Here is an 18,251-nt window from a genome sequence, read left to right on the forward strand (position 1 = left end):
TCACGCCGTGATGTCACTCCTTCCGGATCAGGCGGCCTGACATGCCCTGGTCGACGGCGTTCGACGATCCCGTTCGCGTGGACAACAGGCGCCAGTTGCGCACGCTTCAACAGGCGGCGGACTACATCATGCGCCTGCCCGAGGACGCCCAGCACGAGGCGCACTGGCAGATCGCCATCGAGACCTTGATCAAGGCGGCCGAAACCGGCGGCGGCTGGGTGATGTTCGCCCGCATCGCCATGTTGCGGGCGCTGAACGCGGGCGGCCGGCGCGGATGAGCGCAATGGCCCGGCCAACAGCCTCAACGATCCGTTAACCGGCACGCCGCTCTCCGGTGCGGCGAGCGGCTCCCGGCGCGCTTCGCAACCCCTGTCGGTGGCAGGCCGGTGATTTGAATCCATTTGGACGGGCCGATGGAACCTAAATTTAAGGGATGCCGTCGTATCAGCGGAGGCGCGCGCGCCCGGGCTTAATTCTTTTGGCGCGCGTGAAGACTTATTCGATCGATTGACGAGTTCGACGACGACGCGGCCACACGTTGGATCGGATGAACAGGAGTTGGGAATGCGTTTGCTTAGGTCGTTCCTTGCCGATGAGAATGCTGCAACCGCGATCGAATACGGCCTGATTGCCGCGGGAATCGCGCTCGCGATCGTCACCATCGTGAACAGCACCGGCGGCGCACTGCTCAACAACAAGTTCAACTCGATCGACGCCGCCACGAAGTAACCGGCCGACCCGACCGGAGGCCTTCCGGCATCAGCGACATCGTCATGGCGCGCAGGCCGGCCGGTCGTGCCGGCCATGATCTGGGTCAACAGCACTGGCATCGCGACGGCTAAGCATGGAGGCTGAGTTTCCTCCCTGCCGGCCTGTCCATGCATCCAGACCTCCCGCACTCCCAACTGAAAATCCGCCGCGTCCGGCTCGATACCGGCCGCGAGAACGTCGTCATTATCTCCAGGCAGTCGAAGGCGCTCCGCGCCGAGATTTTCCGCGGCTTCAGCCGCGTCGAGCTGAACCAGGGCGGCAAGGTCCTGCTCGCGACCTTGCTGATCACCGACGACGATACGCTGGTGGCCCCGGACGAGATCGGCCTCTCTGAACCGGCGTTGCGCCGCTTCGCGCAAGGCGCCGGCACACTTGTCACGGTCAGACCTGCCGCACCTCCGGAGAGCCTGGAAGCGGTGCGCGCGAAGATCCGCGGACGAATTCTGAGCCAGGCCGAGATCGGCGCGATCATCAACGACCTCGCGCATTATCGCTACTCCGACATGGAAATCGCTGCCTTCCTGATCGGTTCGGCGAGCTTCATCACCAGCGACGAGCTGCTCGCCCTCACCGGGGCGATGGCCCAGGCCGGCACGCAATTGGTGTGGCCGACGCCCGTCGTCGTCGACAAGCATTGCATCGGCGGCATTCCCGGCAACCGCACCTCGATGGTGGTGGTGCCGATCGTCGCCGCGCACGGCCTGCCGATTCCCAAGACCTCCTCGCGCGCCATCACCTCGCCTGCCGGCACCGCCGACACGATGGAGGTGCTGGCGCGGGTGAATGTCGGCGTCGAGGAGATGAAGGCGATCGTCTCGGCCTGCAACGGCTGTCTGATCTGGGGCGGCCACGTGAACCTGTCGCCGGCCGACGACGTCCTGATCTCGGTCGAGCGTCCCTTGAGCCTCGATACGCGCGAGCAGATGGTCGCCTCCATCATGTCCAAGAAGATCGCGGCAGGCTCGACCCATCTGCTCATCGACATTCCGGTCGGACCGACCGCGAAGGTCACCAATGGCGTCGAGGCGATGCGGCTCCGCAAGCTGTTCGAATTCGTCGGCGACCGCTTCGGCCGCTCGGTCGAGGTGATCATGACCGACGGCAGCCAGCCGATCGGCAACGGCATCGGACCGGTGCTCGAGGCCAATGACGTCATGGCCGTGCTCGGCAACGAACCGGATGCGCCGCGCGATCTGCGCGAGAAGTCGCTGCGGCTCGCCGCTCATCTCTTGGAATACGATCCGAAGCTGCGGGGCGGCGCCGGCTATGCGCGGGCGCGCGAGCTGCTCGACAGCGGCGCGGCTCTGAAGCAGATGCAGAAGATCATCGACGCCCAGGGCCCGTCGACATGCAGCAACGAGCTGGGACCGCTCAGCTTCGACGTCAAGGCGGCGCAGGACGGCACCGTGTCCGCGATCGACTGCCTGCGTCTCAACCGCCTCGCCCGCACCGCCGGCGCGCCGCTCGACAAGGGCGCCGGCATCCGCCTGTTCAAGAAGATCGGCGACCGCGTCGAGCAGGGCGAGCCGCTCTATCGGGTCTACACCTTCGACCGGCCCGAGCATGATCTGGCGACCGATGCCGCCACCGAGCAAAGCGGTTACCTCGTCAACGGTCACGAGACCCCGCAAGGCAAGTCGGCGTCGTGAGCACGATCTCGCTTCAGACATTGTCCGGCGGCAGCGACGCGGCGAAACGCCTCGCGGCACGACTTGGCCTGTCCTGCGCCGAGATCGCCGTGCATCGCTTTCCCGACGGCGAGCTGCGCGTCGCCGTCGCGCCGGCGACCGACACCACACTCCTCTATGCCCCGCTCGATCAGCCCAATGACAAGCTGATCACGCTGCTGTTCGCTGCGGAAGCCCTGCGGCGCGGCGGCGCCAAGCGGCTGGTGCTGATCGCGCCCTATCTTTGCTACATGCGGCAGGATGCTGCGTTTCATGCGGGCGAAGCCATCAGCCAGCGTGCGATGGGCGCGCTGCTGGCAAGGACCGTCGACCGCATCGTCACCGTGGATGCGCATTTGCATCGCACCCCCGACATCAGGTCCGTCTTTCCAGGCATTGAAGCGGAGAACCTGTCCGCGATGCCGGCTATCGCGAAGGCCATAGCGACGGCCGGCATCGACCCCGCCACGGTCGTGATCGGACCCGACATGGAGTCCGAGCCCTGGGTCAGCGACATCGCGAGCCGGCTGCGATTGCAGCATACGGTGGCGAGCAAGACGCGGCACGGCGATCGTTCCGTGGCGATCAGTTTTGCCGACCCCGGCCTGCTGTCGGGACGGCCGGCGCTGCTGGTGGACGACATAGTCTCCTCCGGAACGACGCTGATCGAAGCGACCAAGGCCCTGACGGCGATGGGCGCGACCGCCGTCGATGCGGTCGTGACGCATGCGCTGTTTCCACCCGCGATGCTCGCCGCCTTCACCGAAGCCGGCATCCGATCGGTTCGCTCGACCGACAGCGTTCCGCATCCGACCAACGCGATTGCGCTCGACGAGAGCCTCGCAGCCGCGTTGCGACGCGAACTGACCAGGACACATCTTCCGGAGACGATTCCATGAGCATCACCGTTCGGTTCTGCGGCGCCGCCCGCACCGTGACTGGTTCCAGCTATCTGTTCCAGACCGCGACGGGCCGCTTCCTGGTCGATTGCGGCCTGTTCCAGGGCCAGAAGACGCTGAAGGAGCTCAACTACGGCGCCTTTCCGTTCCGCCCTGCCGATATCGACGCCGTGCTGCTCACGCACGCCCATATCGACCATAGCGGCCTGTTGCCGAAGCTCGTGCGAGGCGGATTCGAGGGACCGATCCTGGCGACGCGGGGCACCATCGACCTTTGCTCCTACATGCTGCCCGACGCCGGCAGCATCCAGGAATCGGAAGTCACGCAGCTCAACCGGCGCAACGTCTCGCGGGGCCGCAAGGAAGTTTACCCGATCTACACGCAGGCCGACGCGATTGCATCGCTGCAATCGTTTCGCGCCGTCGACTATGAAAGCTGGACCCATGTGATCCCCGGCGTCCGCGCGCGCTACTGGAACGCCGGCCATCTGCTCGGCTCGGCCTCGATCGAGCTCGAAATCGACGAACAAGGCGCGCCGCGTCCGATGCGCGTGCTGCTCTCCGGCGATGTCGGCCCGGAGGCGAAGCTGCTGCAGCCCGATCCCGAGGCGCCGACCGATTTCGACTATGTCATCTCGGAATCGACCTATGGCGACCGCCTGCGCGAGGCGACGACCCCTGCCCTCCGCCGCAAGCACCTCGCCGCCGAGGTGCGCGAGGCAGCAAGTGCCGGCGGCGCGCTGCTGATCCCCGCCTTCGCGGTCGAGCGCACCCAGGAGCTGATCGTCGATCTCGTCGATTTGATGGAGCATGGCGAGATTCCGACCGCACCGATCTTCCTCGATTCGCCGCTCGCGATCCGCGCCACCGAAGTGTTTCGCCGCCATGCCGAGAGCCTCGACCCGTCGGTCGATGCCGCGCGCCTGCTCAATTCGCCTCATCTCAAATTCACCGAGACCGCGGACGAGAGCAAGGCGATCATGCGCCTGTCCGGATTCCATATCATCATCGCCGCGAGCGGCATGTGCGATGCAGGCCGCATCCGCCATCATCTGAAGCGCTGGCTGTGGAACGAGCGCGCCACCGTGCTGCTCGCCGGCTTCCAGGCCAACGGCACGCTCGGCCGCTTCCTCCAGAATGGGACCAAGGCGGTGCGGATCCAGGGCGAGGAAATCAAGGTCGCGGCCCGCATCCGCATGATCGACGAATATTCCGGCCATGCCGACGGCGCCGGCATGGCCGGCTGGATCGCGGCGCGACGGCCGATCGCCCGCGGGCTGTTCCTGGTCCACGGCGAGGAAGGCGCCATCGCGGGACTCGCCGAACGTGTCGCCGAGCGCATCGTTCCGGCGGCGAAGGTCTATCAGCCGACCCTGGACGACATCTACGAGCTCGCCGCGCCCGAACCGCGTGTGCTCGACGTCGATCACCGCCGGCGCCTCGCGCCGGAGGCCGTGACCCGCCTCGACTGGCACAACGAGATGTCCGAGCTCATGCTCGATATCAACGACCGGATCGGCGCCGCCGCCGACGACCGCGCCCGCGGCGTGATCGTCCGCCGGCTGCGCCGGGCGCTGGAGGAAACGACGTAGAGACGCGTTGGCGCCTCTCCAACCGACGTCATTGGCCATATCGCGCCGCTCTCGTGTCCCGGACGCGCTGCGGCGCTCTTGCGCTGCTGCGCAGAGCCGGGACCCATGTTTCCGACGGTCGCGCTGTGAGACTGGGCCCCGGCTCTGCGCCGCATCACTTCGTGCTGCGGCGCGTCCGGGGCACGAGACCGATTTCTGGCGATAGACACGGCGACTCATTCTCGCGGCGTGTTTCGCCCGAGGTTTGCTGGCTTCTTCCGCCCTTCTTGAAAGCAAGGGCGCAGGGAAGGCCGGGCGCCGGCTGGCACCCGCAATCCCGTGTGCGAAAAAATGCGCACGGGGTGGATCACAGGTGACGCCGGTCGCCCGGCCTTCCCTGCGCGATGGTTTTCACGGTGTCCTTCGCGCTCTCCTCGGGGAGCGTTGCACTATTGCCCCCGTCGCCTTGCGGATGATCGATGCACGTGCCGGTTGGCCGCCACATCTCCGCCAAGACTTGACGCCAGAACCCCGGGCGTCAGGACCACACGACTTCTCCGTCCGCGCACGTCGTCGCTGGGTTCTCCGCGGCTGGCGTGCGCTCGCCGCAAAGACCATTCGAAGACGCTGTCAGCGCCGTGTCGTATCGCGCCTGCCGCTGCTCACGGTTTCCCGCCCTGCTAGCCACCATCGCGCGCCGACGCCGTCGCGGCCACCGCATCCCGGCCCGCGTCTCGTGACGATCGCGAAACGCCCCTTGTGGCGGGCGGGATGGCCAGGCTTGTACGGCAAAACCGAACTTCTGTAAATTCGAATATTTTTGCCGAGACCCATGGACCCAGCGCTGGCGTGTTTTGCCCGCCGGGCAACACAACGGATGGTGGATGGCATCGGCCGGGCTGCCGCGAACACGGCTGCGTGAACTGTCGCTCCACCCGGCCCTTCCCGAAAATCAAGCTGTTCTCAAGGAAAACAGGAGCCCATCGGAAGACTTCAGCCAAGCCGGAACTGGCACCCGGGCCTACAGACGGATTGTCTGCCGTTCGCCCGGCATCGCGAAAAGCGTCACGATACCGCCGCACGGCCTATTTCGATCACGTAGAGTGAGAAGTGAACATGGCTGTCACAGCGAATTTTTCTGCCGGAATTCTCACCGTCTTTGGCAATGGCCACAACAACGCGGTCACGTTGGGCCGAAACGCGGCGGGGACGATCGTCGTCAACCATGGCGCGGTCCCGATCAAGGGTGGCCCCGCCACGGTCGCCAACACCAAACTGATCCAGGCCTTCGGCCAGGACGGCAACGACATCATCACGATCGACGAGAGCAACGGCGCGATGCCCGCCGCGAACCTGTTCGGCGGCGCCGGCAACGATACGCTGAGCGGCGGATCCGGCGGCGATCTGCTGTTCGGCCAGTCCGGCAACGACACGCTGTTCGGCAAGGGCGGCAACGACCTGCTGTTCGGCGGTTCCGGCAATGACGTGCTGGTCGGCGGCGACGGCAACGACCAGATGTTCGGCGAAGCCGGCAACGACCGCATGATCTGGAACCCCGGCGACGACAGCGACCTGATGGAAGGCGGCGAAGGCATCGACACCGCGGAAGTCAATGGCGGCAACGGCGGCGAGACCTTCGCCATCACGGCCAACGGCACCCGCGTGCGCTTCGACCGTGTCGATCCCGCCCCCTTCTCGCTCGACATCGGCACCACCGAAAACCTCGTAGTCCACGCCGGTGGCGGTGACGACATGATCACCGCGACAGGCAATCTCGCCGCGCTGATCACGCTGACACTCGACGGCGGCGCCGGCAACGACACCATCCTCGGCGGCAACGGCGCGGACCTGCTGCTCGGCGGCGACGGCAACGACTTCGTCGACGGCAACCAGGGCAACGACACCGCTTTGCTCGGCGCCGGCAACGACACCTTTCAGTGGGATCCCGGCGACGGCAGCGACAAGGTCGACGGACAGGCCGGAACCGACACATTGCTGTTCAACGGCTCGAACATCAGCGAGGACATCACACTGTCCGCGGCCAATGGCGGCCATGCCCTGCTCACCCGCAATGTCGCCAACATCACGATGGACCTCGACGGCATCGAAACTGTCACGATCAATGCCCAGGGCGGCAGCGACAACATCGTCATCAACAACCTGGCTGGCACCGACGTCAGGCAGGTCAACATCGATCTCGGGTCGAACGGCACCGGCGACGGCGCGGCCGACACCGTGACGCTGGTCGGCACCAACGGCGGCAATACGATCGAGATATCCGGCACGGGCACGTCGGTTGCGGTCACGGGACTGCCGGCTGCCGTGGCCATCACCAATGCGGAAGGCGCGAACGATGCGCTTCTCGTCGAGGGCCTCGGCGGCAACGACACGATCTCGGCGGCCACGCTGGCCGCAGGGATCGTGCACCTGACCATCGATGGCGGCGCCGGCAACGACACGATCACCGGCAGCGGCAGCAACGACACGCTGATCGGCGGCGACGGCAATGATGTCGTCGTCGGCGGCCGCGGCAACGACGTCGCGCTGCTCGGCGCCGGCACCGACGTCTTTCAATGGAACCCCGGCGACGGCAGCGACACCGTCGAGGGCGGCACCGGCGTCGACAGCTTGCGATTCTTCGGCGCCAACATTGCGGAAACCATGTCCGTCGTGGCGAACGGCGATCGCGCCCTGCTGACGCGCGACGTCGCCAACATCACGATGGACCTGCACGGGGTCGAGCATGTCGATCTCCATGCGCTGGGCGGCTCCGACCATATCACCGTCGGCGATCTGAGCGGAACCGAATTGACGCGGGTGAACATCGATCTCGGCGGCTCGACCGGAACGCCCGACGGCGCCGTCGATACAGTCTCAGTCGATGCCACCCAGGGTGCCGACACGTTCGGCGTCAGCGGCAATGCCGGCGGCGTGACGGTGTTCGGCCTGCATGCGGCCACCCACCTGAACTCCATGGATGCCACCGATCAGCTGACGCTCAACGGCCTTTCCGGCGACGACGTCATCGACGCCAGCGGCCTTGCTGCCGGCGTGCTGCAGCTGACGATCAACGGCGGCATCGGCAACGACACCATCCGCGGCAGCCAGGGCGACGACCTCATCAACGGCGGCGACGGCAACGACGTCGCGCTGATGGGTGCGGGCAACGACACGTTCGTCTGGAATCCCGGTGACGACAACGACACGGTCGAGGGCCAGGCCGGCAGCGACACGCTGCTGTTCAACGGCGCCAACATCGCCGAAAACATCAACATCTTTGCCAACGGCTCCCGCGCCGAGCTGACGCGCGACGTCGCGAACATCACGATGGACACGCATGGCGTCGAGACGATCGCGTTCGATGCCCGCGGCGGCGCCGACAAGATCACCGTCGGCGACATGACCGGCACCGACGTGACGCAGGTGAAGATCGACCTCGGTGCCAACCCCGGCAACCCCGGCGGCGACGGCGCGGTCGACAACATCGTGATCAACGGCACCGGCGGCGACGACGTCATCACGCTGTCGCTCAACAGCAACGGCGCGCTGGTGATCGACGGCCTCGCCAGCCAGGTCGTGATCGAGAATTTCGACTTCAACGACACCATCACCATCAACGGCCTCGGCGGCGACGACGTGATCGAGGCCTCGGGCGTCGGCCCGGGCGGGCCGCATCTCGTCTTCGACGGCGGTGCCGGCGACGACGTGTTGATCGGCAGCGCCGGGAACGACACGCTGCTCGGCGGGCTTGGCGATGACGTGCTGATCGGCGGTGGCGGCCTCGACGTGCTGGACGGTGGGCCCGGCGACAACGTCGTGATCCAGTCGTTGCTCGCGCACGCGAACCTTCACGCGGGCACGCTGGTCTGAGCCGGCGAGGCGCGCCCGGCGCCGGCCCGCTGACCTGCGGGTAGCGCAATCGAATACAGCCCGGACGGCGCAGTGCGCTGTCCGGGCCATGACGCTTTGACGGCCATGCTGGTCCTGATACTCTGTCCGCGTCGTGGTTCGGCGGGGCCATGCCATCGATCGTTGAACCCGAGCTGCCGAAAGAATGCGGATGAGAAGCGTGACGCTCCTGGCTCTCGGCCTCGTGTTCGTCGTCGCATGGTCGCATGACAGCGCGAGAAGCCAGACTTCGAACGCCCCGCCGGTTTCGCTTGCTCCGCCCGATGCATCGCCGCCGCGCCCGGGTGCCACCAAGCCCGCACGGGTGACGACAAACAGAGCTCCGCCAGCGACGTCCCGCACAGAGACCACGGTGCCCACGATAGGCGGGTCTCAAGCGATACCGAATCCGGCCGCCGACTATGACGGCTTCAGCGTCGGCACCGTCGATGACAATGACGCCCCGCACCAGGCGGCGGCGCCAATGAGGTCACGCGCCGCAAAGGACACCAGGTCCGATCCGGATGCAGATGTCCTCGAGCGGGAAGACGGGGCGTTGAAGCGAAAGTTGATGATCTGCCAGAACTGCAAATAGGACGTTTGTTGGCCGGCCAGCCCAACTGCGGCTCTGGTAGCTCGCAAGCTCGCGGCCCGGATCGCGCGCAGCGACGTCCGGGGAGCGGGTCCGGCCGATCAATTGCACCCGCTCCTCAAGTCTCAGATTCTCGCCTCAACGGTCCCTAAGGGCGGACAGCAACTCTTTTCCCAGCGGTCCGGCCGAAGCGGGGTTCTGCCCCGTGATGAGCCGGCCATCGACGACGACGTGAGGTTGCCAGTTGGCGGCCGACGAATAGTCGGCCCCCTCTGCCCTCAACGCGTCCTCGAGCTCGTAAGGCACGTCATCGCGGGCGTAGTCGTATTCTTCCTTCTTCGAGAAGGACGTGAGCTTCTTGCCGCGCACGAATGGCGTGCCGTCACCGAGGTTGACGCCCAGCAGCGCGCACGGCCCGTGACAAACAGCGGCGACGAGCTTGCCGGTGGTCCAGGCGCGCACGACGGCACTCTGGACCGTTGCATTGCGCTGGATGTCCACCATGGGCCCGAGACCGCCGGGCACCAGGATGGCGTCGTAGTCGGCAGCGTCCACCTCGGACAATCTGCGACTGTGATTCAGGCGACGAAAGGCCTTGCTCGCGAGAAACTCCTTCTGGGCGGGATCTTTCTCGTCATACGCATCGTACGGCGTCCATCCCCCGGCCGGCGACGCAAACTCGACCGCGACCCCGGCCTTGTCGAGCACATCGAAAGGATGGGCGATCTCGGCGAAAAAGAAGCCTGTCTTGCGACTATGCGGACCAATCACTGCTGCGTTGGTGACGATGAAGAGGACATGTTGGGTCACGGTTTTTCCTTTCGATGAGACTATGTGGGATCGCGCCGGCGCGGCGCGGCAGACCCGCATCAATTCGGACAGGGCTGTCCCGCCGCGCCCCACCTCGCCATGTCCTTGACATGGTCCTCGAAGGTGCCCGGCGGCGTCGAACGTCCCTCTCCCGGCGCCCAGCCTCGCGGAATGAAGCCGTTCAGCGAGGCATCGTGGCGCAAATGCTCGACGAGGCCTGCGGCATCGCGACCGCCATTTCGCTTGGGATCTTTCATCTGCGCGCAGATTTCCTTGCCGCTCTTGCCGAACCAGATGAAGGCCACCGGCGCAAGCTGCCAGTCGATGCCGGCGCGCGGCGGCGACGGCGCGGGCTCGTTCGCCTGGGTCGACGTCATGTGACAGGTCGAGCACGGGACCGCCTCCGTGCCGATGCGGCTCTCGCCGCCGTGGATGTTCATGCCGTGCACGCGGGGCTTGGTTTCGCCGGCCGGTGTCCAGATCGGGATGGCCTTGGCATCCACATGGCAATTGGCACACCGTGGATGCGTCACCACCGCTTCGATCCGCTTCCAGGCCTCGAGCCCCTCGACGCGGCTGACGCTGCCCCGCGGCAGCAAGTCCTTGGCCGCCAGCTTGACCTCGTCTTTGGCCGCGACGATGCCCGTGACGGCAGACACGGCGACGCCCGCGAGAAGCAGTGCGATCAGCGATATCTTCATGGCCTGCCTCACACGAAATCGATGAACTTGTTGAAGGGCATTTCGCGGATGCGCAGCCCGGTCGCAGCGAAGATCGCGTTGGCGAGCGCGGGCGCCGCCGGCGGAACGGGCGGCTCGCCGACGCCCCTCACCTTGGGATCGTTCTCGAGCCCGCGAACTTCGATCACCGGACATTGGTAGAGGCGCATGGCCTCGTGGTGGTTGTAGTTGGTCTGCTGCACCGCGCCCTTCGCGTAAGTGAGCTCGCAGTTGATGGCGTGGCCGAGGCCCCAGACCACCCCGCCCTGCACCTGGTTCTCGAAGTTGACGGGGTCGATCACCTTGCCGACGTCGACCGCGACCCAGACCTTGTCGATCCTGATGCCCCTGTCGGTCTTGGTGACCTCCACGACTTCGGCAGTCGGTGTGCCGAAGGACTCGACGAAGGCAACGCCCCGGCCTCGGCCGTTGCCGAGCGGTCCCTTCCAGTCCGACATCTCCGCCAGCGTCTCCAGCAGCTTGCGGTAGTGTGGCACGGCGCACATCTCGATCCGCGCCTTCATCGGATCGAGCCCCGCCGCATGGATCAATTCGTCGATGAAGCTTTCGGTGAAGAAGCCGGCCGTCGAGGCACCGACCGACCGCCACGTGGTGCTCGGCGACAACCCCTGCGCCTCGTAAGTCGTGGCCCGGAAATTGGGGATGTCGTAGTAGACGTTCCAGAGGCCCGCCGCCAATTGAGCGTCGGGATCCTTCGAGGGGGCGCCCGAACGTTCGAGCAGCCCCTTGAGCGGGGCCGTCGAGGCCAGCTGCAGATCGGCCGCGACGATCTTGCCCTTGTCGATGCTGCCTCTGTGCCGGGCGAGCGCAATCTGCCGCGGAATGTCCTGGAGAAAATCCTCCTCGCGCGAGAACACCAGCTTGATCGGCGTGCCGCGCATCTGGTTTGCGATCTCGGCCAGCACACGCACGTTCTCGTACTCGAGACGGTGGCCGAAACTCCCGCCGGTCCACTGATTGTGGAAGGTGATCTGTTCCGGCTTCAGGCCGATCGCGGTCGCCGCGACATGCTGCACGAATTGAGGGCTCTGGTGGCCGACCCAGATCTCCATCCCCTTGTCGGTGACGAGGCCGATCCCGTTGAGCGGTTCGAGCGGCTGATGGGCGACGTAGGGCGCGCGATACTCCGCCTCGATGCGCTTGCCTGTCTTCAGGCCGGCCTCGACATCGCCGATCTTGCGCCATTCCTTGCCCAGGAACTCCGGCTTGAACGAGGATTGCAGCACCTTCCAATGGTCGACCTGGTCGGCGGGGTACACTGAAGGCGCCCACTCGCACCTGACGGCATCGGCGGCCCTCATCGCGTACCAGCTGTTGGTGGCGATCACCGCAATGCCATTGTTGATTTCGAGGATCTTCCTGACCCCCGGCATCGATTGCGCCTTGCTCGCGTCATAGGATTTCAGCGGCTGCCCCTTGTTGGGGTTCAGCTTGACGGAAGCGTACAGCATGCCTTCCATCTTCATGTCGATGCCGAACTTCAACTCGCCCAGAACCTTGGCGCGAACGTCAAGGCGCATCATCGGCTTACCGATCAATCGCCAGGTGGAGGGATCGCGCGTCTGCGCATCGAGCACCGGAGGAATGCCGGCGGCGTCCGCCGCGAGCTCGACATAGGGAATCTTCTTGCCGTCGGGGAGGATCACGTGCCCGGATCGGGTACGGATGTCGGCCACCGCGACGCCCGAACGCTTGGCAGCGGCGGCCTTCAACGTTTCACGCGCTATGGCGCCGGCCTTGCGCAGCTTCTCATAGGTATCGGGGATCGTGCTCGAGCCGCCCGTCATCTGCATGCCGGACTTTCGAAGACCTTCGAGCGCCGCGGCGCGACCCGCTTCGGCCGCGGGGCTCTGATCCGAGGCGAGGAACGGCGCCAGCTCCTCCTTGAACCCGGTGTTGAAATAGGCGGGACTGGGACCAGCGAAGCGAACTTCGAACTGGCCGGGATCGAGGTCCATCTCCTCGGCGATCATGATCGGCTGCACCGAGCCGACGCCCTGCCCGATGTCGGCATGCTGTGCGATCAGCGTGATCTTGTCCGGGCTGATCTCGACCCAGGGATTGAACGTCACGGAATTCGGCCCGAGGCCGGCGGTCAAGGGATTGTCGCCGGCGGCCGGTGCGGCCGCTTCGGCACCGCCATAGCAGCCGAAGGCGATGCCGCCGGCCATCGCGGCGGAGCCGAAGACAAACGCGCGCCGCGAGAGGTCCTGCATATGGCCCATATCACTTCTCCGCCATTTTCTTGGCCGCGGCCGCATGGATCGCCGCGCGGATGCGCGGATAGGTGCCGCAGCGGCAGAGGTTTCCCGACATCACCTGATTGATCTGCTCGTCCGTCGGTTTGGGGATCTTCGTGAGCAGGGAAATCGCCTGCATGATCTGGCCGGTCTGGCAGTAGCCGCATTGCGGAACCTGGTGCTCGATCCAGGCCTGCAAGACCGGATGGTGATCCTTGTTGCCAAGGCCTTCGAGCGTGACGACCGATTTGCCGGCGACCTCGCCGATATGCGCCTGACAGGACCGTACCGCCTTGCCGTCGATGTGAACGGTGCAGGCGCCGCATTGCGCGACCCCGCAGCCGTATTTGGCACTGGTGATGCCGAGCTCGTCGCGCAGCACCCACAACAAGGGCATCTCGGGAACGACGTCGACACGGTGCTTGGTGCCGTTGACGGTGAGCTCGATCATGTCGGTATATCCCCTAGCGGACTTCGTCGGCACAACAGCACTGCCTGATGGACGCTGAGCCGTATTCCCGATTCCTGCGGAATCATGCGCAATCCCTGCGGAATGCCGGATCGGCTTTCACCTCGGCCTGGCCGCAGCACAATTCGCGATACTGCCCCGGTGTGAGACTTGCGGACTTGCGGAACACGCGCGTGAAATTGGCTTGCGAGCCGAAACCGAACTCCAGGGCGATTTCGACCAGGGAGAGATGGTTGCGTGCGAGTTCGTGCCGCGCAGCCTGGACGCGGCGATCGGTCACGTAACGGTGCGGCGACAATCCAGTCGCCTCGCGAAACAACCGGGAGAAATGATAGGGGCTGAGGCAAGCCTGGGCCGCGAGATCCTCCAGCCTGATATCGCTGCCAAGAGAAGCCTCGATATAGTCCAGCACGCGCTGCAGGCGCCTGGGATCGAGCGACGGCGACTTGTCAGGCGGCCGCCAGCGGTCGATCGTGTAATTCCCGAGCAGATGCGCCGCGAGCGCAACCTGGATTCCCTCCACGAACAGCGCGTCGGTCGGCTGGCGCGGGCGATGGAGCAGGTCGCGAAGCGGCGAGCAGATGTGGAAGAGGATCTGGTCCGCCAGACCGTGGGCATAAGCAATCTCGACCTTGGCCGGATCGATATCGAAGTCCGCGAGCGCGGCCTGGTCCAGCAGCGCCGGCGGCAGATAGAGATGAAGGCATTCCATCCGGTCCGAAAGCTCGAGGTGACTCTCCTGCGTCCCCACCGGCACGAGGTAGCTCATGCCCGGCCGGGCGAGGCTCTGCTGGACTTCGCCATTGCCGGCGCGGCACACCATGCCGCCGCCTGACAGCAACATCACGAGCTCGGTGCAGATGGGGACAGGCGTTGCCTGGCGCCCCGCCTCGAACTTGCGATGCTCGATGCTCAGTCCCGGCCAGTCGCTGGCCGCCGCGAGCTTCTCGCTGTTCTGATATTTCTGATCTCCGTGCGTCACGAGCGCCATATGACCTCCGCTTCGTTGCGGCGAATCCCGGCTCCGTATCGCGAGCGAGCGATCATTCCATCCGGTGATGAGTTGCAGCCCGGGCCGCTGCCACGCCGATCTCTGAATTTCTCACAAGCGGCGATAGCGAAGTCCAGAGGCGGCGCGGTTAAAAGAGGTAAAACGCAGGCACAGCAAAGACTTGAAACGCAGCGCGATCGGCTGCCAAAGCCGAGATCAGCAAGATGCGTCCGTCATCGCGCAGGAATCGGAAATACCGCAACGCCTGCCTGCGCTAGTGAAAGGCTCTTCAACGGCAATGCCGCCGCATCGAGGATTGGAGCCTGGTATGAAGACGCTTATCTCTGCTATCTCTGCTATCTCTGCACTTGCCGCAATGTCGATCGCAACGGCCGCCCCCGCGGTGGCCGCCGAGAAGACCGTCTCCATCGTCCTGGTCCATGGCGCCTTCGTCGATGGCTCGGGCTGGAAGGACACCTACGACATTCTCTCGAAGGCAGGCTATGAAGTGCTCGTCGTCCAGCAGCCGACGATCTCGCTGCGTGACGATGTCGCGGAGACCGAGCGTGTGATCGCCAAGGCGCGGCATCCGGTGATTCTCGTCGGGCACTCCTATGGTGGAATGGTCATCACCGAGGCCGGCGACAACCCGAAGGTTCGCAGCCTCGTCTATCTCGCCGCATATGCGCCCGAGGCTGGGGAGTCGGTCAGCACGCTGTCGGAAATACCCGTGCCGCCCGGCGAGCACGCGGGTCCGCTGGTCAAGGAGGGCAATTATCTCTTCGTCGACCACGATAAATTCCCGACCGCGTTCGCCGCCGGCGTCGATGCCGCAACGGCCCGCTTCATGGCTGCGGCGCAATTGCCGTTTGGATTGCAGGCGGTGCAGACCAAGGTCGACCGCGTGGCCTGGAAGACGAAGCCGACCCATTACATGGTGACGATGGAGGATCACATTATCCCTCCGTCCTTGCTGCGCATGATGGCCAAGCGCTCGGGCGCGAAGGTGACGGAAATCAAGAGCAGCCACGCGGTGATGCTGGCGCATCCGCGCGAGGTCGCGGCCTTCATCAGAAGCGCAGACACCTCCCCGGCCGATTGAGATCGGTCCCACGGCCGTCACACGCAAGGATTCGCAACATGGCCCTCAAGACTATTCTGCCGGGCAAGCTCGGCTTCGGTGCAGCGCCGCTCGGCAACATGTTTCGCGACATCCCGGAGCAGGAAGCGCTCGCGACGGTGAAAGCGGCCTGGGATGACGGCATCCGCTATTTCGACACCGCGCCGTTCTACGGCGCGGGCCTCGCCGAGATCCGCTTGGGCGCGGCGCTCGCCGGCCGGCCGCGGAATGACTACATCGTCAGCACCAAGGTCGGCCGCCTGATCCTGGACGAGGTCGAGGATGTCGGTGCACGCGACCTCGGCGAGAAGGGCGGCGTCTTCAAATACGGCCGTCCGAACCGGATCGTGAACGATTACTCCGCCGATGCGACGTTGCGTTCGATCGAGGACAGCCTGAAGCGACTCGGCATCGACCACATCGATATCGCCTTCGTGCATGACGTCGCGCAGGATTTTTACGGCGACGAGTGGCTGTCGGTGTTCGAAAGCGCGCGCAAGGGCGCGTTCAGGACGCTGGACCGGCTGCGCGACGAGGGCGTGATCAAGGCATGGGGCCTCGGCGTCAACCGGGTCGAGCCGATCGAGCTGCTGCTCGCGCTCGAAGAGCCGCGCCCCGATGGCTTCCTGCTCGCGGGGCGCTATACGCTGCTCGACCATGCGCGGGCTCTTCAGCGGGTGATGCCGATGGTGGCGGAACACGAGCTCGCGATCATCGTCGGCGGCCCCTACAGTTCGGGCGCGCTCGTCGGCGGCCCGAATTTCGAATATGCGCCGGCGCCCCCGGAAATCCTCGACAAGGTGGCGCGGATCAAGGCCATCGCCGACCGCTACGGCATCGGCATGAAGGCGGCTGGCCTGCAGTTCGCGCTGGCAAACCCGGTCGTCGCCGCCGTGATCCCCGGGGCGAGCCGGCCCGGCCGCATCGCCGAGGACCGCGCGGCGCTTGACCAATCAATACCCGGCGATTTCTGGCGCGAACTTCGATCGGCCGGTCTCGTCAATCCGGCGGCTCCGCTTCCGGACGCCGGCTGACCGGCACATGACATCACCCACAGACCGAGGAGACGAGAATGACCAACGAAACCTGCAACGTTGCCGAGATCGAGCGCCGCACCCTGCTTCGCACGGCAGGCGCCGCGATGATCACCGGTCTTGCGGTCGGCAGCATCCCGTCAGCCGCGTCCGCGGTGCCGGGCGGCATGTCGTCAACCGAGCGCGACGAGGCGCCGCTCGGTGCGCGGCTGCAGGGCGTCCAGCATTTCGGGCTGACGGTGCAGAACATGGAGCGGGCTTATCAATTCTATACGGAGGTGCTGGGCGGCACCGAGGTCTTCCGTCACGGCGACTTCCAGGGCGACGGCGTACAGAACACGCTGCTGGCCGACCAGGAGATCGAGGCGAACGTGCGCGGGATCAATCCGCGGACCATCGGGGTTCCCGACCTCAGAAGCGGAGCGCAACGGCTCGATGTCCGCTTCATCCAGTTCGACAACATGGTGCTCGAACTGTTGCAATATCGCGAGGCCGACCAGCCCATGGGCAGCGCGAAGAGCTTTGCCGAACCGTTGGAGCACATGAGTCCGGCTTTCCCGCGCATGATGCACATCTGCTTCCATGTTCGCGACGATGTCGACTTCAACAAGTTCATTGCCGACCTCGAAGCCGAATCCGCGCGCCGCGGCATGACGCAGGTGAGAGCGAACCGTACCATCCGCGTCATGACAGAGGCGGATCGCAAGGCCGCTCCTCGCAGCGCCAACACCAACCGGGTGACCGCGGAACCCTCGAACGGCTGGGAGCTGATCTATTGCAAGGGGCCGGAGGGCGAGCAGCTCGAATTCGTCAAAGCGCTCGGCCCGGTCAAGCAGCGCTTCAGCGAGGCCCTGGCGAAGCGCCAGCAGACAATCGTGCGCTGACCATCAATCGTCGGGCGACCGGCTTCCGCTGGTCGCCCGACAAGGCATCCATGATCTCAATGTGGAGGATTGCATCATGCAAAAGCTCGTCCGCAATTTGCTTGGCGCCCTGCTCTTCGCTGCCGCGATGGCCATGCCGACGGCATCGGTCGTCGCGCAGGAAGCCCCGCGCGTGCGCTATCAGGAGATTCCGGAAGGCGCCTATTCGGTGGTCGCCCAGGTGCGCGCCAAGGCCGGGAAGGAAGACGCGTTGCGTGCGGTCACGCTTCCGCTGATCGACCTGGTTCGCGGCGATCCCAAGAACCTGGTCTATTTTCTCCAGGAAGACCGCGCCAAACCGGGTCATTTCATCTTCTACGAGGTGTTCGCCAGCCAGGCCGATTTCGACGCACATAATGCCATGCCTTATGTGCAGGCGTGGTTCGCCAAGCTTCCGGAACTTGCCGATGGCGGAGTCGAAGTCCTGCACATGGCGGTTCTCGGCGTGCCTAAGAAATAGCCGGCCCGCGCGAGCGGTTTTGTCGCAGCCATTCCGCCGGCAGCAATCGTGCGAATTCAGAACCGGTCACTTCAAC

The 18,251-nt window shown here is 65.4% G+C and carries 15 protein-coding genes; 10 read left to right on the forward strand and 5 right to left on the reverse strand.

Features of this window, described 5'->3' with window-relative positions; translation table 11 throughout:
* The first annotated feature begins 41 nt into the window (after window positions 1-41).
* The 6 genes from SE92_RS12440 to SE92_RS12465 all read left to right on the forward strand — a co-directional run bounded on the left by SE92_RS12440 (window position 42) and on the right by SE92_RS12465 (window position 8,778).
* Complete coding sequence (locus SE92_RS12440) at window positions 42-278, forward strand: hypothetical protein (RefSeq protein ID WP_063195963.1); 237 nt, start codon at window positions 42-44, stop codon at window positions 276-278.
* Window positions 279-564: 286 nt separating this feature from the next.
* Entirely contained in the window at window positions 565-729 is a 165-nt protein-coding gene (locus SE92_RS12445) for a Flp family type IVb pilin (protein WP_063195964.1), read from the forward strand.
* 149 nt (window positions 730-878) lie between these two features.
* Window positions 879-2,420, forward strand: coding sequence for a thymidine phosphorylase family protein (locus SE92_RS12450; RefSeq protein ID WP_063195965.1), 1,542 nt, complete (start codon window positions 879-881; stop codon window positions 2,418-2,420).
* Window positions 2,417-3,337, forward strand: coding sequence for a ribose-phosphate pyrophosphokinase (locus tag SE92_RS12455; RefSeq protein WP_063195966.1), 921 nt, complete (start codon window positions 2,417-2,419; stop codon window positions 3,335-3,337). The genes SE92_RS12450 and SE92_RS12455 overlap by 4 nt, the downstream gene beginning before the upstream one ends.
* Window positions 3,334-4,929 carry an MBL fold metallo-hydrolase gene (locus SE92_RS12460; protein WP_063195967.1) on the forward strand — a complete coding sequence of 532 codons (1,596 nt, stop codon included), beginning with the start codon at window positions 3,334-3,336 and terminating at the stop codon, window positions 4,927-4,929. The genes SE92_RS12455 and SE92_RS12460 overlap by 4 nt, the downstream gene beginning before the upstream one ends.
* 1,095 nt (window positions 4,930-6,024) lie before the next feature.
* Entirely contained in the window at window positions 6,025-8,778 is a 2,754-nt protein-coding gene (locus SE92_RS12465; RefSeq protein ID WP_063195968.1) for a beta strand repeat-containing protein, read from the forward strand.
* A gap of 748 nt (window positions 8,779-9,526) precedes the next feature.
* On the opposite strand, the gene SE92_RS12475 is transcribed toward SE92_RS12465, so the two are convergent.
* The 5 genes from SE92_RS12475 to SE92_RS12495 all read right to left on the reverse strand — a co-directional run bounded on the left by SE92_RS12475 (window position 9,527) and on the right by SE92_RS12495 (window position 14,638).
* Window positions 9,527-10,198: a type 1 glutamine amidotransferase domain-containing protein gene (locus tag SE92_RS12475; RefSeq protein ID WP_063195969.1), complete on the reverse strand. Its 672-nt coding sequence runs from the start codon at window positions 10,196-10,198 to the stop codon at window positions 9,527-9,529.
* Window positions 10,199-10,257: 59 nt separating this feature from the next.
* On the reverse strand, window positions 10,258-10,899 hold the full coding sequence (locus tag SE92_RS12480; protein ID WP_063195970.1) for a hypothetical protein: 642 nt from the start codon (window positions 10,897-10,899) through the stop codon (window positions 10,258-10,260).
* An 8-nt stretch (window positions 10,900-10,907) separates the two neighbouring features.
* Window positions 10,908-13,163 carry a xanthine dehydrogenase family protein molybdopterin-binding subunit gene (locus SE92_RS12485; RefSeq protein ID WP_063195971.1) on the reverse strand — a complete coding sequence of 752 codons (2,256 nt, stop codon included), beginning with the start codon at window positions 13,161-13,163 and terminating at the stop codon, window positions 10,908-10,910.
* A 1-nt stretch (window position 13,164) separates the two neighbouring features.
* Entirely contained in the window at window positions 13,165-13,629 is a 465-nt protein-coding gene (locus SE92_RS12490; RefSeq protein WP_198172624.1) for a (2Fe-2S)-binding protein, read from the reverse strand.
* A gap of 82 nt (window positions 13,630-13,711) precedes the next feature.
* Window positions 13,712-14,638, reverse strand: a complete 927-nt coding sequence (locus tag SE92_RS12495) for a helix-turn-helix domain-containing protein (protein ID WP_063195972.1) — start codon at window positions 14,636-14,638, stop codon at window positions 13,712-13,714.
* A gap of 376 nt (window positions 14,639-15,014) precedes the next feature.
* Between SE92_RS12495 and SE92_RS12500 the strand changes: the two genes are divergently transcribed.
* The 4 genes from SE92_RS12500 to SE92_RS12515 all read left to right on the forward strand — a co-directional run bounded on the left by SE92_RS12500 (window position 15,015) and on the right by SE92_RS12515 (window position 18,175).
* On the forward strand, window positions 15,015-15,740 hold the full coding sequence (locus SE92_RS12500) for an alpha/beta fold hydrolase (RefSeq protein WP_084251802.1): 726 nt from the start codon (window positions 15,015-15,017) through the stop codon (window positions 15,738-15,740).
* 38 nt (window positions 15,741-15,778) lie between these two features.
* A complete protein-coding gene (locus tag SE92_RS12505) occupies window positions 15,779-16,792 on the forward strand; it encodes an aldo/keto reductase (protein WP_063195974.1) in 1,014 nt (337 codons plus the stop codon).
* A 38-nt stretch (window positions 16,793-16,830) separates the two neighbouring features.
* Window positions 16,831-17,676, forward strand: coding sequence for a VOC family protein (locus SE92_RS12510; protein ID WP_063195975.1), 846 nt, complete (start codon window positions 16,831-16,833; stop codon window positions 17,674-17,676).
* A gap of 76 nt (window positions 17,677-17,752) precedes the next feature.
* Complete coding sequence (locus SE92_RS12515) at window positions 17,753-18,175, forward strand: putative quinol monooxygenase (RefSeq protein WP_084251963.1); 423 nt, start codon at window positions 17,753-17,755, stop codon at window positions 18,173-18,175.
* Window positions 18,176-18,251: the final 76 nt, after the last annotated feature.

It is taken from the genome of Bradyrhizobium sp. AT1, from assembly GCF_001590795.1.
GTDB lineage: Bacteria > Pseudomonadota > Alphaproteobacteria > Rhizobiales > Xanthobacteraceae > Bradyrhizobium.

Bases quoted from the DNA above. Each gene is read 5' to 3' on its own strand.
- SE92_RS12440 (WP_063195963.1), top strand. From the start codon at position 42: ATGCCCTGGTCGACGGCGTTCGACGATCCCGTTCGCGTGGACAACAGG.
- SE92_RS12445 (WP_063195964.1), top strand. From the start codon at position 565: ATGCGTTTGCTTAGGTCGTTCCTTGCCGATGAGAATGCTGCAACCGCG.
- SE92_RS12450 (WP_063195965.1), top strand. From the start codon at position 879: ATGCATCCAGACCTCCCGCACTCCCAACTGAAAATCCGCCGCGTCCGG.
- SE92_RS12460 (WP_063195967.1), top strand. From the start codon at position 3,334: ATGAGCATCACCGTTCGGTTCTGCGGCGCCGCCCGCACCGTGACTGGT.
- SE92_RS12465 (WP_063195968.1), top strand. From the start codon at position 6,025: ATGGCTGTCACAGCGAATTTTTCTGCCGGAATTCTCACCGTCTTTGGC.
- SE92_RS12480 (WP_063195970.1), bottom strand. From the start codon at position 10,899: ATGAAGATATCGCTGATCGCACTGCTTCTCGCGGGCGTCGCCGTGTCT.
- SE92_RS12485 (WP_063195971.1), bottom strand. From the start codon at position 13,163: ATGGGCCATATGCAGGACCTCTCGCGGCGCGCGTTTGTCTTCGGCTCC.
- SE92_RS12490 (WP_198172624.1), bottom strand. From the start codon at position 13,629: ATGATCGAGCTCACCGTCAACGGCACCAAGCACCGTGTCGACGTCGTT.
- SE92_RS12495 (WP_063195972.1), bottom strand. From the start codon at position 14,638: ATGGCGCTCGTGACGCACGGAGATCAGAAATATCAGAACAGCGAGAAG.
- SE92_RS12500 (WP_084251802.1), top strand. From the start codon at position 15,015: ATGTCGATCGCAACGGCCGCCCCCGCGGTGGCCGCCGAGAAGACCGTC.
- SE92_RS12505 (WP_063195974.1), top strand. From the start codon at position 15,779: ATGGCCCTCAAGACTATTCTGCCGGGCAAGCTCGGCTTCGGTGCAGCG.
- SE92_RS12510 (WP_063195975.1), top strand. From the start codon at position 16,831: ATGACCAACGAAACCTGCAACGTTGCCGAGATCGAGCGCCGCACCCTG.
- SE92_RS12515 (WP_084251963.1), top strand. From the start codon at position 17,753: ATGCAAAAGCTCGTCCGCAATTTGCTTGGCGCCCTGCTCTTCGCTGCC.